The organism is Paracoccus alkenifer, assembly GCF_900108405.1.
Taxonomy (GTDB): domain Bacteria; phylum Pseudomonadota; class Alphaproteobacteria; order Rhodobacterales; family Rhodobacteraceae; genus Paracoccus; species Paracoccus alkenifer.
Genome location: NZ_FNXG01000001.1, coordinates 549,029 through 564,289, shown reverse-complemented (window position 1 = coordinate 564,289; position 15,261 = coordinate 549,029). Strand labels below are relative to the sequence as shown.

Below are 15,261 nucleotides of genomic sequence, written 5' to 3'. Positions count from 1 at the left end.
CACGGGGCGACTTGCGCCAAGCGGGCGCGGCAATCTGCTGGAATGGGGAAGGTGCAGGATTCTGTTGCCAGGCTCCTGCGGGCCCCGCCTGCCGCGGCTAAGCGACAGGACTTAGTTTTCGGTTACCCGAGCTGCTTACGCAGCCAGAGCCACCGGAGCACGGTTGTCGTTGGCAACTGTACTTTTCGCACCGATAACGGTGGTAGCTCACCGAGACAAAGCAAACAGCTTTAGACGTTCGTCGATCCTGTTTCGGCCCCATTCGCCCCCAACGAGGGATGGATGGTGGAGCCGCCGGGTACCGCCCCCGGGTCCGATCCGCTTATTACCTGCGCGTTTATGTCCATAGTCCGGGCGAACCCGGACAGGATCAAGATAGGGGGGCCGCCGCCCCCCTGCAAGGCCCGTTTCAGGGCTTGATGTAGGCAAAGCCCTCTTGCTGCAATCGGGTGACCTCGGCCACGCCGGCCTGCACGATGTCCTCGGGCCAGACGTCGAACAGGTCGGTTTCCGGGTCGATGTTGCGGCCGACCAGCGTGTTGTTGCAGACGAGAAAGCGCACCCCTCGCGTCTTGAGGTCGGAAATCGTGGCCTGTAGCGCCTGATCCTTGTTTGCGGCGGCCAGCAGCCCCAGCCCGTCCCCGTGCATCACGACCCGCAGGTCCAGATTGGTCTCACCCACCGCGTTCAGGTGGTTGTCGATGTTGTTCAGCGCCGGTTTGTAGCCCGACCCGTCGATGCCGCCCGAATAGTTGATGTGATAGAGGGCTTTCTGCGGGGCATATTCCGCCGCTTCGGTGGCGGGGCTGCCGGTTTCGGGCGCGGGCGTTGTCTGTGCCAGTGCGGGTGTCGCGGCAAGCAGCATCGCAAGGACAAGGGCTTTGCTGATGGGCTGGTGGTTCATGCTGTTCCTTCCTCCTGTAGGAACGGGCAGGGTCGGGGGAGGGTGCCGATTATGCAACCCCGTTCCGGCGCGCGGGGTTCGGGCAGATCAGCTGCGTTGCCAGTCGGGCAGCCGCAGCAGCGCCCGGTTTTCCCGCGAATCGCGCGGGCTTGGGGTGTTCGTTGCAAAGGGAAAGCTTGCGCCGTCCCTGACCGCGCGTTCCCGGACCTTGCCGCCGGTCAGTTCCCCAGCACCGTGCAGCGTTGGGCGGTGGCGGCAAGCTTGTCGCAGGCCAGTTGCGCGGCGTCGCGGGTCAGCCCCGAGAAATTCGCCTCCCACCCGCGGGGGGTGTCGCCGACGCGGCGGACGGCGTTGCTGAGCACCGCGCTTTCCTGCAAGGCGATGCGCAGCAGCAGCTGTTCGGCCTCGGCCTTGGTCTTGTAGCGGCCCAGCGTGATGCCGTAGTTGCCGCGTCCCTTGGTGGCCGGGCGCGAAACGAACTCGGTCGCTTCGGGGTCCGAGCGGTCGCCCTCTTCCTCCATCGCGGCCAGAATCACCGTCTCGGACTTTCGCACCGGCTTGGACGAGGCCAGCAGCCTTGTGCTGGTCGCCGCCGCAGGCGCGCCGTCAAAGGTCGAGCCGGGGGTGCGCGGCGCCTTGGCCTGTGCGGCGGGGGCTGCCGCCACGGTCGCCGTCGCAGCAGGCGCTGCCGCAGCCCGGGGGGCCGGGACGGGGCGGGATGAACCCACCATGGCCAGCCGGACGGCGGTGGTGGTCGGGGTTGGCGATGCCTCGGCCGCCGCTGGCGGTGCGGCTGGCGTTGCCGCAGCCAGCGCCACCGCCGCACCCGGCCGGCGCACCGGGCGGGTCGAGCCGACCTTGCGGGCAGCCTGCGGGGTGGCCGCGGCCGCGACCTGCTGCGGCGGGGATTGTTCGAGCGCCACGGTCGAGCCGCGCACCGGCCGGGCAGCCGCGGGCGCAGGAACCGGCGGCGCGCTGCGCGCCATCTGCACGCTGCGCTTGCGCTCGGCGATATAGGCCGGCGGATCGGGGCGTTCCTCGCGCACCCGCGTCGGTGCCTTGCCAAAGCCGGTATCCAGCAGCTGGGCCATGATCTCGTTGCGCTGGGCGGTGGACTGACCGCCCATCACCGTGGCGATGATCCGTTTGGAGCCACGCTGTGCCGAAGCGGTCAGGTTGAACCCCGCCGCCCGCGTGTATCCGGTCTTGATCCCGTCGGCGCCCGAATAGCTGTCCAGGAACCGCTTGTTGGTGCTGGCGACAGTGGCGATCCCGGCATCTGCCGAGCGGCGCGAAAAGATCGAGTAATACTGCGGGAAATCGTAGAACAGGCGCCGCCCCATCAGCGTCATGTCGCGGGCAGTGGAATAATGCCCCTGCTGCGTCAGCCCGTTGGCATTCAGAAAGTTGCTGTTGTTCATGCCCAACGCCCGCGCCATGGCGGTCATCTGCTGGCCAAAGCGCGGCTCGGACCCCGCCAGCCCCTCGCCGATCGCGGTGGCCGCGTCGTTGGCCGACTTGATCGCCGCGGCGCGAATCAGATAGCGCAGTTCGATCTGCTGGCCCGCGCGCAGCCCCAGCCGCGAAGGCGGCTGCGACGCGGCGTGGGACGAAATGGTAAAGCGGGAATCCAGCCGGACCTGCCCCCGCTCGATGGCGGTAAAGGCCATGTAAAGCGTCATCATCTTGGTCAGCGAGGCCGGGTGCAGCCGTGCATTCGCGTTCTGCGAGTGGATTTCCTTGCCGGTTCGCCCATCCATGACGAATGCGGCAAAGGGCGCGGCCGACGCCGTCAGCGGCGCGAGCACGCCGATAAGAGCGATCAGCCCTGCGATGAGGGTCCGATAGAGAATCTGCACTGTCCTGCTCTCTCTGCCTGTTGGGCGTGTTCTTGTCGCACGCCATTCGTTTATAAATGGATAATAGCACGGGGAATCGCGGCCGGGAACCATACAATCTTCACTAAATTCAACCTTGGGCCGTGTTCCGCCGGGCCTGCGGGACCGCGCGGGCTTTCCTTGCCCGCTGCGATCCTTATATTCGGACGGCGAACCGCCCCGATCGCGACGAGCCAGGATCAGCAACCGTGACGCTGTCTTTGACCAGGATTCCGTGCATGACCGACCCGACCACGCCTTCGCCCCCAGACGATGGCGGTGAAGCCGGGATCGCGGTCAAGACCAAGCCGCGGACCCAGCGCCCTCCGCTATACAAGGTGCTGTTGCTGAACGACGATTTCACGCCGATGGAATTCGTGGTCCATATTCTCGAACGCCTGTTCGGCATGACCCATGCGCAGGCGATCGAGATCATGCTGACCGTCCACCGCAAGGGGGTCGCGGTGGTGGGGGTGTTTTCGCACGAAATCGCGGAAACCAAGGTGGCGCAGGTGATGGAGCTGGCGCGCCGCCAGCAGCACCCGCTGCAATGCACCATGGAAAAGGAATAGATGGCAGGATCGCGGCTTGAACTGATCGACCCGCCGGCGGGAACGGTGCTGCTGATCGGGGCGGGGCCGGGGGATCTTGCGCCCTTTGATCCCGCGCGGACGCTGGTGGTGCAGGGGTTCCGGCCGCTGCACGACGCGGTGGCGGCGCAGGGGTTTCGGGTGCTGGCGGCGCCGGACACCGGCCCCGAAGGTCGCGCCGATGCCGCAATCCTGTTCCTGCCGCGGGCGCGGGCAGAGGCGCGGGCGCATATCGCGGCGGCCGCGGCGGCGCTGCCGGTGGGCGGGGCGCTGTGGATCGACGGGCAAAAGACCGACGGCATCGATTCCGTGCTGCGCGAGATGCGCGGGCTGGCAGAGGTCGATCAGGTCCATTCGCGCGCGCATGGCAAGATCTTTCGGGTGACGCGGCCGGCGGGCGACTGGCTGCCGGCGGATTGGGCCGGCGGGCAGCGCGAGATCGGGGGCGGCTTTGTCACCGCTCCGGGGGTGTTTTCGGCGGATGGCCCGGACCCGGCCTCGCAGGCGCTGGCCGCGGCGCTGCCCGAGCGCCTGCCGACCCGCATCGTCGAGCTGGGCGCGGGCTGGGGCTGGCTGGCCGCGCAGATCCTGACCCACAAGGGCGTCGAGCAGCTGCATCTGGTCGAGGCAGATCACGCCGCGCTGGACTGCGCGCGGCGCAACGTCACCGGCCCGCGGGCGCAGTTCCACTGGGAAGATGCCACCAGCTTTCGCCTGCCCGAGCCGGTGAACGGGGTCATCATGAACCCGCCGTTCCACGAAACCCGCGCTGCCGACCCGCATCTGGGTGCGCGGTTCATCCGGGCGGCGGCGGGGCTGCTGACCGGGGCGGGGCGGCTGTGGCTGGTCGCCAACCGGCACCTGCCCTATGAGGCCGCGCTGGCCGAGCATTTCGCCGAAGTGCAGGAAATCGGCGGCGACAACCGCTTCAAGATCATCACCGCCACCGGGGCGGGGCGCAAACCCGCCGCAAAGCCGGCGGCGACCCGCAGGCGGCGGCGCTAGCCCTGTTCGGGGTGCGCCGCGCGGCAGGCGCGCACGGCGGCCTCGGCGCCCGGGGTCAGCGCCTTGAGCCGTTCGCGCAGGCTTTCGGCCTTGCGGGTTTCGACCGAGGGGTCGATGGGGACGCGGTAGCGCTCGGTCTCGGGGGCATCGCGCCAGCAGCCGCGATAGGCGACATGGGGGTTGCCGTCCTTGTCGCGCACCACATAGCGGCATTGGCCGAATTCAGGTCGCCAGACGGTGCGTTCTTCCCACGCATAGCCGCGGGCCAGGTTGCCCTCGACCTCGGTCAGCAGGTTGGCGACGGTGCGGTATTCGCGGGTGTTGCGAGTGATGCATTGTTCCTGCGGAGTCCCGCAGGACACGAGCATCAGGCAGCCAAGTGCGGCAAGGGTCAGGTTGCGGGTCATCGGCACTCGCCTTAGTCAGGAGGGATCGGCAGGGTAGCGCGCTATCGGCTGTGCTGCAAATCACGAAAGGGCCTTCGGCATGGATATGATCGACGAACGGCGCGAGGCGGCGCTGTGGTTCCGAAATCTTCGCGACCGGATCGTAGAGGCGTTCGAGGCGCTTGAGGATGAGGCCGCCGGCGGCACCCCCGGGCGGTTCGAGGTGACCCCCACGCAGCGGGCGAACGACGGCGGCGGCGGGATCATGTCGGTGATGCGCGGCGGCTGCGTGTTCGAAAAGGTCGGCGTGAACTGGTCCGAGGTGCATGGCACGCTGGCCCCGCGAGCGCAGGCGGCAATGGCCGCGCGCGGCGTGCCGGGGATGGACAGCGACCCGCGGTTCTGGGCCAGCGGCATCAGCCTGGTCGCACATATGCAGAACCCGCATGTGCCGGCGGTGCACATGAACACGCGGATGTTCTGGACGCCGAACGCCTGGTGGTTCGGGGGCGGCGCCGACCTGAATCCCTGCCTGGAATACCCCGAGGATACCGCGCATTTCCACGATACGCTGCGCGACGCCTGCACGCCCCACGGCGCGGATTACTATGACCGTTTCAAGGCATGGGCGGACGAATATTTCTTTGTCCCCCATCGCGGCCGCGCCCGGGGTGTCGGCGGCATCTTCTATGATGATCTGAACAGCGGCGACTGGGCGGCGGATTTCGCCTTTACCCGCGCGGTGGGCGAGGCGTTCCTGCCCGCCTTTGTCCCGCTGGTCCGCCACCGCATGGCGCGGGAATGGGACGAGGGCCACAAGGACGCGCAGCTGGTCCACCGTGGGCTTTATGCGGAATACAACCTCGTCTATGACCGCGGCACCAAATTCGGGCTGGAAACCGGGCATGACCCCGATGCGGTGCTGATGAGCCTGCCGCCGCTGGCAAAGTGGGTGTAGGCGGGGGCGCCGGACCGGGGCTCTGCCCCGGACCCCGGGATATTTTTACACCAAAGAAGGGCCGACCAAAGATGGGCCGGGGCGACTGAACCACGGCCGGGTCAGCCGGCGAGGATCAGCCAGGCGACGCCGACCAGGATCAGCGCCATGCCCGCAAGCTGGCCGGGGACATCGTTTCGCGCCGGTGGCGGCTGACGGCGGCGGCGAATGCGATCTCGACCAGCGCCAGTGTGCGGACATTGGCGGCCGGGGTCAGTGCAAAGGCGATGAACCAGAACTGAGAGGCCAGCGCCCCCAGAAACCCCGCGCCCAGCGATTCCCGCCATGCCGTGACCATGCCGCGCAGCGCCGCGCGGTCGGCAATGGCCAGCCATGCGCCCACCATCACGGTTTGCAGCGCCAGGGTGATGGCAAGCACGGTGGTGGCGCGGACGATCTCGTCCCCTTCGGGCAGGGCGAGGATCGCGCCGCGAAAACCGATCGCCGACAGGCCGAACAGCGCGCCCGCTCCGATCGCAAGCAGCGCCGGGCCGGGGGCAGCGCGCCTCCACCCCCGACCCGAGGCCATGAGCACCCCGAGCGTCGCCAACAGGATCGCCAGCGTGCGCTGCGGCGACAGCGCGTCGCCCAGCATCGCCCAGCCCAGCATCGCCAGGGTCACCGGCTCGGTCTTGATCAGGGCGGTGGCGACGGCAAATCCCTTGTGCCGCATCGCCGTCAGCATCAGGGCCGTCGCCGCGACCTGCGCCACGGCCCCCATCGCGGCATAGCCGAAAACGGCGGTCCCCGGGGTCGGGACCGGCCCGGCCAGCGCCGCCACTGCCAGAAACAGCAGCGCAAAGGGCAGCCCAAAGACAAAGCGCACGCCGGTCGCGCCCATGGTGCCGATACGCGCCGTCAGCCCCATCTGCGCGGCATTGCGCCCGGTCTGCGCCAGCGAGGCAATCAGGGTTGCCGCGATCCACATGGCTGGGTGTCAGCCGCCGCGCACCGTCTGGATCATCAGCGCCACGTTGTCGGGGTCCGCATCCGGGGTGATGCCATGGCCGAGGTTGAAGATATGCGGCCCATCGGAGAACGCTGCGACGATCCGCCGCGTCTCGTCCACCAGCGCCTGTCCGCCCGTGACCATGTGTCCCGGCGCGAGATTGCCCTGAACGCAGCCGTCTTTTTGCACATGCTCGGCCGCCCATTCCGCCGCGACCGAGTTGTCCAGCGCCACGCAATCGGCCCCCGTCGCGCGGCCAAAGCCGATATAGCGATCGCCCGCCTCGCGCGGAAAGGCGATGATCGGGATCTGCGGGTGGCGCTGTTTCAGCGCGGCGATGATGCGGCGGGTGGGTTCCAGCGCGAAATCGTCGAAATCCTGCCCGCGCAGGCTGCCGGCCCAGCTGTCGAACAGCTTGACCACCTCGGCGCCGGCCTCGATCTGGGCGGAAAGATAGGTGATCGTGGCTTCGGTCACCAAGTCGATCAACCCTTGGAACGTGGCGCGGTCCTGATCCTTCAGCGCATGTGCCGGTGCCTGTTCCAGCCCGCCGCGACCCGCGACCATATAGGTCGCCACCGTCCAGGGCGCGCCGGCAAAGCCGATCAGCGTGGTTTCGCGGGGCAATTCGCGCGACAGGATGCGCAGGGTTTCATAGACCGGGGCCAGCGTCTCATGCACGGCGTCAGCCGGTTTCAACGCCGCCAGCTCTGCCCCCGTGGTGATGGTGGACAGGCGCGGCCCCTCGCCGGTGACGAACCACAGGTCCATCCCCAGCGCCTGCGGAATCAGCAGGATGTCGGCAAACAGGATCGCCGCGTCAAAGCCAAAGCGGCGGATCGGTTGCAGCGTCACCTCGGCCGCAAGATCGGGCGTGTAGCACAGCGACAGAAAGTCGCCGGCCTGCGCCCGGGTCGCGCGGTATTCGGGCAGATAGCGCCCGGCCTGCCGCATCATCCAGACGGGCGGGGTGGGCAGCCTCTCGCCGGCAAGGGCGCGCAGGATGGTCTTGGTCGGGCGGGGGGCAGGGTTCACAGTCATGCGCCCTTCATCGCAGCGGCGGGGCGGTTGTCAAGCCGCGGCCTTGGGGCTAACCCGTGGCCATGGATGCACACCCTTCCCCCGAACGCCCGTTGCGCATCGGCACCCGCGGCTCTCCGCTGGCCTTGGCGCAGGCGCATGAGACCCGCGACCGGCTGATGGCGGCCCACGCCCTGCCCGAGGCCGCGTTTGAAATCCACGTCATCAAGACCACCGGCGACCGGGTGCTGGACCGCCCGCTGCGCGAGATCGGCGGCAAGGGCCTGTTCACGCGCGAGATCGAGGATGCGCTGCTGGACCGCGCCATCGACATCGCCGTGCATTCGATGAAGGACATGCCCGTGCTGCAACCGGACGGGCTGGTGATCGACTGCTACCTGCCGCGAGAGGACGTGCGCGACGCCTTTGTCAGCCGCCGCTTTGGTTCCATCGCCGAGCTGCCGGCGGGCACGGCGGTCGGTTCTTCCAGCCTGCGCCGGCGCGCGCAGCTGGCCCATCGCCGCCCCGACCTGCAACTGGTCGAATTCCGCGGCAATGTGCAGACAAGGATGCGCAAGCTGGACGAAGGCGTGGCGGCGGCGACCTTTCTTGCCATGGCCGGGCTGACAAGGCTGGGGATGCTCGAAGTCGTCAGGGGCGCGATTGAACCCGAAGAGATGCTGCCCGCCGTGGCGCAGGGCGCCATCGGGGTGGAACGCCGCAAGGGCGACGAGATCGCGGCCGGGCTGCTGGCCGCCATCGCCGACCAGCCCACCGCCCTGCGGGTGGAATCGGAACGGGCCTATCTGCGCCGGCTGGACGGATCGTGCCAGACCCCCATCGCCGGGCTGGCGCTGCTGGACGGCGACCAGCTGTGGCTGCGGGGCGAGATCCTGCTGCCCGACGGCTCGCTGTCGATCACCGGCGAACGCCGCGGGCTTGCGGCCGACGGTCCTGCCTTGGGGCTGGATCTGGCCGAGGAACTGCTGTCCCGGGCGCCGCAATCCTTCTTTGAGCTGATCGGGATCGACCCCGACCGAACCTCACCGCCGGTCTAGGCGCCGGCGGCCGCGGCCGCGGCCTCCCACGCCAGCAGGATCGAGGCGTGGCGGTTGGGGAACTCTCGCGCCGGGGTCAGTGCCTCGGCCTCGGCGAACACGCCATCGGGGGCGGGGGCGCCGGTGGTCAGCATGGCGCGGATCGCATCGCGGGCCGTGGCCAGTTCCGCCGGGGTGCGACCGATCACCGCAGCCCCCAGCACCGCGGCCGAAGCCTGCCCCAGCGCGCAGGCCCGCACCTCTTGCGCGAACTCGGTCACCACCCCGCCGGCCACCACTACATCGGCAGTCACGGTCGATCCGCATTGCGGCGAACGACGCGAGGCGGTGCCGGTCGGCGCTGCCAGCCGCCCCAGATGCGGAATGTCGGATGCCAGCGCCAGCAGCCTGCGCGAATACAGCGCCATCATGTCGTCGCCCGCCCTGTCAGAACCAGCCATCGCTTTTCCCCCTGCGCTATGGTCGTTAGATAGGCGCCCGCAGCCGAAAGGAAAACCGATGTTCGACCCCGCCAGCCTGCGCTATGACGCAAACGGCCTGATCCCCGCCATCGCGCAGGACCACGCAACCGGCCAGGTGCTGATGCTGGCGTGGATGAACGCCGAATCGGTTGCCCGCACGCTGGAAACCACCCGCGTCACCTATTGGTCGCGCTCGCGGCAAAGCTTCTGGATCAAGGGCGAGACCTCGGGCCACACCCAGCGGCTGGTGGAAATGCGGCTCGACTGCGACCGCGACTGCCTGCTGCTGCTGATCGAACAGGCCGGCCCCGCCTGCCACACCAACCGCCGGACCTGTTTCTACACCGCGCTGCGCGATGGTGCCGAGGTCGTGCTGATGGCCCCCGAAGACTGACCCGGCAGGAACTTCTTTCTGGCCCAAATACCCATGCGGAACCGAAAAAAGCGCCGCGCAAGCGGGATTCAACCGCCCCCAAAAACCATGGCGATGATGTCGGCGGCCAAGACCCCCTGCGCCCGATACTGCGCAATCGCCCGGGCGTCGTCGCGCTTGGCCAGTCGCTTGCCGCTGTCGTCGCGGATCAGGCGGTGGTGGTGATACAGCGGCTGCGGTAGTTCCAGCAACGCCTGAAGAAGCGCATGGATATATGTGGAATCGAACAGATCTTTTCCACGCGTGACCAGAGTGATCCCCTGCGCGGCATCGTCCACCACCACCGACAGGTGATAGCTGGTCCCCATCCCGCGCCGCGCCAGCACCACGTCGCCGATGCCCGCGATGAAATCCGCCGCCGTCAACTCATGACGCTGGCCGGGCTGCACGGCCTCGTCCAGAAAGCCGATCCGATCCAGCCCCAGCAGGGCAAAGCCGCGGGCCACGTCCAGCCTGATCGCGTCGCCCGCCCCGGCATCCTCCATCGCCCGCCCGCGACAGGTGCCGGGATAGACCGGGCCGTCGGGACCAGGCGCGCCCTCTTGCGGGGCCGACAATGCGGCGGAAATGTCAGCGCGGCGGCAGCGGCAGGGGTAAAGCAGCCCCATCGCCGCCAGCCGCTCCAGCGCCGCCGCATAGGCGGGCAGGCGCTCGGACTGGCGCATGACCGGCTGAGGCCAGCTCAGCCCCAGCCAGTGCAGGTCGTCATGGATCGCCTGCTCCCATTCGGGGCGGCAGCGCGAGCGATCGATGTCCTCGATCCGCAGCAGGAACTGCCCGGGGTCCGCCAGCCGGGCGGCGGTCAGCGCGGCGAAAGCGTGGCCCAGATGCAGCGGCCCGGTGGGCGAGGGCGCAAACCGCGTCCGCCTGATCCCGCCGCTTATTGCGCCGCCAGCCATGCGGTGAAATCCTGCTTGGCGCGCTCGGTATAGGCGGGATAGCGGTCCTTGCGGCCGCGACGGCCGCCGCGCGCCTCGACCGGCGGGAACAGCCCGAAATTGACGTTCATCGGCTGGAACGTCTTGGCCTCGGCGCCGCCGGTGATGTGGTGGACCAGCGCGCCCATGGCGGTGGTGCCGGGCGGCGGCGCCAGATCGCGTCCCAGCGCCTGCGCGGCGGCCATGCGCCCGGCCAGCAGGCCCATGGCGGCGCTTTCGACATAGCCCTCGACCCCCGTCACCTGCCCGGCAAAGCGGATATGCGGGCGCGCGCGCAGCAGCATCCGCCCGTCCAGCAGCGTGGGCGAGTTGAGAAAGCTGTTGCGGTGGATTCCACCCAGCCGGGCAAAGCCGGCATCCTGCAAGCCGGGGATCATGCGCAATACCTGCGTCTGCGCGCCGTATTTCATCTTGGTCTGGAAGCCGACGATATTATACAGCGTTCCCAGCGCGTTATCCCGGCGCAGCTGGACCACCGCATAGGGTTTTTCGTCCGGCTTGTGGGCGTTGGTCAGCCCGACCGGCTTCATCGGGCCGTGGCGCAAGGTCTCGCGCCCGCGCTCGGCCATCACCTCGATCGGCAGGCAGCCGTCGAAGTAGCCGGCGGTCTCGCCCTCGCGGAATTCGGTCTTGTCGGCGGCCAGCAGCGCGTCGATAAAGGCGTCGTATTCGGTGCGGGTCAGGGGGCAGTTGATATAGGCGGTGCGCTCGGCCTCGGTCTCGCCCTTGTCATAGCGCGACTGGCGCCAGGCGATCCCCATGTCGATGGTCTCGGCGTGGACGATGGGGGCGATGGCGTCGAAAAAGGCCAGCGATTCGGTCCCCGTCTCGGCCCTTATCGCCTGTGCCAGCGCGTCCGAGGTCAGGGGCCCGGTGGCAAGGATCCAGTTGCCGCTGTCGGGCAGGGCGGTGATTTCGCCGCTGGCGATGCTGACCAGCGGATGCGCGCGCAGGGTGGCGGTGACATGGGCGGAAAACGCGTCGCGGTCCACGGCCAGCGCGCCCCCAGCCGGCAGGCGGTGGCGGTCGGCCGCCGCCATCAGCAGCCCGCCCGCCGCGCGCATTTCCCAATGCAGCAGCCCGACCGCGTTGTTCACGTCGTCGTCGGAACGGAAGCTGTTGGAACAGACCATCTCGGCGCAATCGCCGGTGCGATGGGCAAAAGTGCCGACATGGGGGCGCATTTCATGCAGCACCACGGGCACGCCGGCCTGCGCTGCCTGCCAGGCGGCCTCGGACCCGGCCATGCCGGCGCCGACGATATGGATGGGTTCGGTCATGGGGGCGGTCTAGCAACGAAGGACAGGGCGGGAAAGGGCGCGGGCGCGGATCTTTGGTTCGTGGCGTCCGGCCTTTCCCGCAGTCTGGCCCTGTGGTGCGTGCAGAGCACGCACCCTACGAACTGCGCTGTAGCCCCGTGGTGCGTGCAGAGCACGCACCCTACGACCCGCTGTAGGGTGTGTGCTCTGCACGCACCTTTGGGCACGGGGCTGGTTGCATGGTCGGCAAGGCAGGACGAAAAAGGGCGGCGCCGCAGCACCGCCCGTTGCAGTTCCGGCGCGGGGGCGATCAGCCCTCGGCGGGTGCCTCGGCCTCGGCCTCGGCTTCGTTGTCGTCGGAGCGCAGGCCCGAGGGCGCGGCGATGTTCGCGATCACGAAGTTGCGGTCGATGGTCGGGCGCACGCCTTTGGGCAGCGCGATGTCGTTGATGTGGATCACGTCGCCGATGGTCTTGCCGGTCAGGTCCACGGTGATCACCTCGGGGATGTCCGACGCGGTGACCATCAGCTCGACCTCGGGGCGCACCACGACCATGGTGCCGCCGCGCTTGAGACCGGGGCTGTCATCGTGGTTGATGAATTCCACGTTGACGAACAGGTTCACGCGGCTGTTGCGGTGTACGCGCATGAAGTCGATATGCGTCGGCAGATCCTTGACCACGTCGCGCTGGACGCCGCGGCAGATGACGCGAACGTCGTCCTGCCCCTCGACCTTCAGGTTCCACAGCGTGGACATGAAGCGACCGGCGCGCAGCCTGGTCAGCAGCGGGTTGAAGTCAAGCTGGATCGGCTGCGGGTCTTTCCCGTCGCCGTAAACGATACCGGGCACCTTGCCTGCGCGGCGAGCTTGGCGGGCGGCCCCCTTGCCTGTCCCCGCGCGTGCCTCGGCCACCAGATCAGGGATCTCTTTGGCCATTGCGAATTTCCTTTCAGGTTGCTGCCGGCCATCCTCCAAGGGTGCATGGCCGGAAGCCGCGCCTATACAGCGGCGCGGCCGGAAAGAAAAGCGCGATTCAGCGGTATGCGTCGGTCCAGCCGGCCGGGACCATGACATTATGGCGCCCGACGTTGCGGATGTCGCGTTCGCCGCACAGCGCCATGGTCACGTCCAGTTCCTTGCGGATCACGTCCAGCGCGGCGGTCACGCCCTCTTGCCCCATCGCGCCCAGCCCGTGAATCCAGGCGCGCCCGATCCAGGTCGCGTGCGCCCCCAGCGCCAGCGCCTTGAGCACGTCCTGACCCGAGCGGATGCCGGAATCCAGATGCACCTCGATCCGGTCGCCCACCGCGGCGACGATTTCCGGCAGCATCCGGATGGAACTCAGCGCCCCGTCCAGCTGCCGCCCGCCGTGGTTCGACACGATGATCGCATCGGCCCCGAAATCGGCGGCGATGCGGGCGTCCTCGGCGTCCAGGATCCCCTTGAGGATCAGCTTGCCGCCCCACAGCTCGCGGATGCGGGCGATCTTGTCCCAGTCCAGCTGCGGGTCGAACTGCTCGGCCGTCCAGCTGGCCAGGTTGGCGGTGTCGGTCACCCCCTTGGCATGGCCGACGATATTGCCGAAGAATCGCCGTTTCGTCTGCAACATCTCAAGCCCCCAGCGCCAGCGCGTCGCGAGATCCGCGATCGAGGACAGCGTCAGCTTGGGTGGCGCCGACAGCCCGTTTTTCAGATCCTTGTGGCGCTGGCCAAGGATTTGCAGGTCCAGCGTCAGCACCAGCGCCGAACAGCGGGCGGCCTTGGCGCGGGCGATGATGTTTTCCAGAAACTCCTGATCCTTCATCACGTAAAGCTGGAACATGAAGGGTTTCGAGGTGTGCATCGCCACATCCTCGATCGAACAGATCGACATGGTGGACAGGCAAAAGGGCACGCCCGCGGCCTCGGCGGCGCGCGCGGCCTTGATCTCGCCGTCGGCGCGCTGCATCCCGGTCATCCCCACCGGGGCCAGCGCCACCGGCATCGACACCGGCAGCCCCACCATGTCGGATGCAAGGCTGCGGTTGGTCATGTCCACCGCAACCTTCTGGCGCAGGCGGATCTGCTGGAAATCGCTGGTGTTTTCACGGAACGTCTGCTCGGTGTAGCTGCCCGATTCCGCATAGTCGTAGAACATCCGCGGGGTGCGCGCCTTGTGCAGGCGCTTGAGGTCTTCGATGCAGGTGATCACGGGCATGGGAGGGTTCCTTGGCTCAATGGGGCGCGCAATCCGCGGCCTCGGGATCGTCGGTTTCGGGCGGGCAGGGGGGCGGCTCGCCGGCGCCTGTGCCCAGCATGTCGCGGGCGCGCTGGCGCAGGGCTTCGGCCCTTGCGGCGGTTTCGGGGTCGGTTTCCGTCGCCGGCATGGGCGCGGCGGCGGCGGGATCGGTCGCGGCCAGCGCCCCGGCGCGGGCGCGCAGGGCGGCGGCGCGGTCAGTCAGTGCCGTGTCGGCGGCGGGGCTGGCGGGGGCGTGGCGGCGGGCCGCCGCCTGCCGGGCGCGCAGCGAGGATTCGACGGCGCCCGGGTCAGCGGCCGCATCGGCCGCGTGGGCGGGGACCGCAGGGGGCGCGTTCAGTTGCGACAGCGGCAGCAGCTGCGGATAAGGCTGGCCGCCGGGATCGCCGCATCCTGCCAGCGCAATCAGCGCGGCAAGCGGGATGAGTCGGCGGATGGCGGGGCGGTTGGACATCGCCCGCACGATAGAAACTGCGGCCCGGCGCGGCAAGCGCATCGGCACTCGGAAACCCCGGCGGCTTTCCCCGCCGCGCGCCTTGGCCTAGAACGGCGCCATGGCCCGCACCACAGGTTCCCGCGCCGCGATCACCGGACCGCTTGTCCGGCGGGCGGCGCTACAGCTTTTCGCGCGGCATGGCTATGCCGCCGTCTCGATGCGTCAGATCGCCGCCGCCGTGGGTGTGCAGGCGGGGGCGCTTTATGCCTATACGCCCGACAAGCAGGCGCTGCTGGCCGGGCTGCTGGTCGAGCATATGGAGGATCTGCTGTCCGCCTGGGGCGACGGCCCCGACGCGCCGCCCATGGACCGGCTTGAGGCTTTCGTGCGCTTTCATATCGCCTATTCGCTGGACCACGCCGATTCGGTGTTTCTCAGCTATATGGAGCTGCGCAACCTGAACCCCGAGAACCACGCCGCCATCGCCGCCCTGCGCGGACGGTATGAGGACGCGCTGACCGCGATCCTGCGCGAGGGTGCTGCGGCGGGGGTGATGCGGCTGGCCGACGCGCGGCTGACCACCATGGCGCTGATTGCCATGCTGACCGGGGTCACCAACTGGTTTCGCGAAGGCGGGCGACTGGACCGGCAGGCAGTGGCGGACCACTATTGGGGGCTTGTGCGCGGCGCGGTCGGCGCAGGATGATCGCA

Annotated in this window: 17 protein-coding genes and 1 other RNA gene; 6 read left to right on the top strand and 12 right to left on the bottom strand. The window is 68.6% G+C overall.

Annotation, left to right across the window (positions count from 1 at the left end; all coding sequences use genetic code 11):
• Window positions 1-50: 50 nt before the first annotated feature.
• The 3 genes from ssrA to BLW83_RS02680 form a co-directional block, all read right to left on the bottom strand.
• Window positions 51-405: a transfer-messenger RNA gene (ssrA, locus tag BLW83_RS02690) on the bottom strand.
• A 4-nt stretch (window positions 406-409) separates the two neighbouring features.
• On the bottom strand, window positions 410-904 hold the full coding sequence (locus BLW83_RS02685; protein WP_090845248.1) for a DsrE family protein: 495 nt from the start codon (window positions 902-904) through the stop codon (window positions 410-412).
• Window positions 905-1,122: 218 nt separating this feature from the next.
• On the bottom strand, window positions 1,123-2,763 hold the full coding sequence (locus BLW83_RS02680; RefSeq protein ID WP_342707488.1) for a D-alanyl-D-alanine carboxypeptidase family protein: 1,641 nt from the start codon (window positions 2,761-2,763) through the stop codon (window positions 1,123-1,125).
• A gap of 257 nt (window positions 2,764-3,020) precedes the next feature.
• Between BLW83_RS02680 and clpS the strand changes: the two genes are divergently transcribed.
• Together clpS and BLW83_RS02670 are read left to right on the top strand one after the other, a co-directional pair.
• On the top strand, window positions 3,021-3,353 hold the full coding sequence (clpS, locus tag BLW83_RS02675) for an ATP-dependent Clp protease adapter ClpS (RefSeq protein ID WP_090845247.1): 333 nt from the start codon (window positions 3,021-3,023) through the stop codon (window positions 3,351-3,353).
• Window positions 3,354-4,376 carry a class I SAM-dependent methyltransferase gene (locus BLW83_RS02670; protein WP_090845246.1) on the top strand — a complete coding sequence of 341 codons (1,023 nt, stop codon included), beginning with the start codon at window positions 3,354-3,356 and terminating at the stop codon, window positions 4,374-4,376.
• Here the strand turns inward: BLW83_RS02670 and BLW83_RS02665 are convergent.
• Window positions 4,373-4,783 (bottom strand): hypothetical protein, encoded by a 411-nt coding sequence (locus BLW83_RS02665; protein ID WP_090845244.1) that lies wholly within the window; start codon window positions 4,781-4,783, stop codon window positions 4,373-4,375. The two genes, BLW83_RS02670 and BLW83_RS02665, sit on opposite strands and share 4 nt — an antisense overlap.
• Window positions 4,784-4,862: 79 nt before the next feature.
• Between BLW83_RS02665 and hemF the strand changes: the two genes are divergently transcribed.
• Complete coding sequence (hemF, locus tag BLW83_RS02660; RefSeq protein ID WP_090845242.1) at window positions 4,863-5,720, top strand: oxygen-dependent coproporphyrinogen oxidase; 858 nt, start codon at window positions 4,863-4,865, stop codon at window positions 5,718-5,720.
• 139 nt (window positions 5,721-5,859) lie between these two features.
• On the opposite strand, the gene BLW83_RS02655 is transcribed toward hemF, so the two are convergent.
• Entirely contained in the window at window positions 5,860-6,687 is an 828-nt protein-coding gene (locus BLW83_RS02655; protein ID WP_245728590.1) for an EamA family transporter, read from the bottom strand.
• A gap of 9 nt (window positions 6,688-6,696) precedes the next feature.
• Entirely contained in the window at window positions 6,697-7,749 is a 1,053-nt protein-coding gene (gene hemE, locus BLW83_RS02650; RefSeq protein ID WP_090845240.1) for a uroporphyrinogen decarboxylase, read from the bottom strand.
• Window positions 7,750-7,811: 62 nt separating this feature from the next.
• Here hemE and hemC point away from each other — a divergent pair, with 62 nt between their 5' ends.
• The gene (hemC, locus tag BLW83_RS02645; protein WP_090845238.1) at window positions 7,812-8,786 is read left to right on the top strand and encodes a hydroxymethylbilane synthase; all 975 of its coding nucleotides are present in this window, start codon (window positions 7,812-7,814) and stop codon (window positions 8,784-8,786) included.
• Here the strand turns inward: hemC and BLW83_RS02640 are convergent.
• Window positions 8,783-9,226, bottom strand: a complete 444-nt coding sequence (locus BLW83_RS02640; protein WP_090845236.1) for an iron-sulfur cluster assembly scaffold protein — start codon at window positions 9,224-9,226, stop codon at window positions 8,783-8,785. The genes hemC and BLW83_RS02640 overlap by 4 nt on opposite strands.
• 58 nt (window positions 9,227-9,284) lie before the next feature.
• Between BLW83_RS02640 and hisI the strand changes: the two genes are divergently transcribed.
• The gene (gene hisI / locus BLW83_RS02635; protein WP_090845234.1) at window positions 9,285-9,641 is read left to right on the top strand and encodes a phosphoribosyl-AMP cyclohydrolase; all 357 of its coding nucleotides are present in this window, start codon (window positions 9,285-9,287) and stop codon (window positions 9,639-9,641) included.
• Between the two features lie 68 nt (window positions 9,642-9,709).
• On the opposite strand, the gene gluQRS is transcribed toward hisI, so the two are convergent.
• The 5 genes from gluQRS to BLW83_RS15640 all read right to left on the bottom strand — a co-directional run bounded on the left by gluQRS (window position 9,710) and on the right by BLW83_RS15640 (window position 14,568).
• A complete protein-coding gene (gene gluQRS / locus BLW83_RS02630; protein ID WP_090845232.1) occupies window positions 9,710-10,579 on the bottom strand; it encodes a tRNA glutamyl-Q(34) synthetase GluQRS in 870 nt (289 codons plus the stop codon).
• The gene (trmFO, locus tag BLW83_RS02625) at window positions 10,561-11,898 is read right to left on the bottom strand and encodes a methylenetetrahydrofolate--tRNA-(uracil(54)-C(5))-methyltransferase (FADH(2)-oxidizing) TrmFO (RefSeq protein ID WP_090845230.1); all 1,338 of its coding nucleotides are present in this window, start codon (window positions 11,896-11,898) and stop codon (window positions 10,561-10,563) included. The genes gluQRS and trmFO overlap by 19 nt, the downstream gene beginning before the upstream one ends.
• A 289-nt stretch (window positions 11,899-12,187) precedes the next feature.
• A complete protein-coding gene (locus tag BLW83_RS02620) occupies window positions 12,188-12,814 on the bottom strand; it encodes a 50S ribosomal protein L25/general stress protein Ctc (RefSeq protein ID WP_090845228.1) in 627 nt (208 codons plus the stop codon).
• Between the two features lie 97 nt (window positions 12,815-12,911).
• A complete protein-coding gene (locus BLW83_RS02615; RefSeq protein ID WP_090845226.1) occupies window positions 12,912-14,075 on the bottom strand; it encodes an alpha-hydroxy acid oxidase in 1,164 nt (387 codons plus the stop codon).
• Between the two features lie 16 nt (window positions 14,076-14,091).
• Entirely contained in the window at window positions 14,092-14,568 is a 477-nt protein-coding gene (locus BLW83_RS15640; RefSeq protein ID WP_177172465.1) for a hypothetical protein, read from the bottom strand.
• 100 nt (window positions 14,569-14,668) lie between these two features.
• On the opposite strand from BLW83_RS15640, the gene BLW83_RS02605 reads away from it, so the two are divergent.
• A complete protein-coding gene (locus tag BLW83_RS02605) occupies window positions 14,669-15,256 on the top strand; it encodes a TetR/AcrR family transcriptional regulator (protein ID WP_090845224.1) in 588 nt (195 codons plus the stop codon).
• Window positions 15,257-15,261 lie beyond the last annotated feature (5 nt).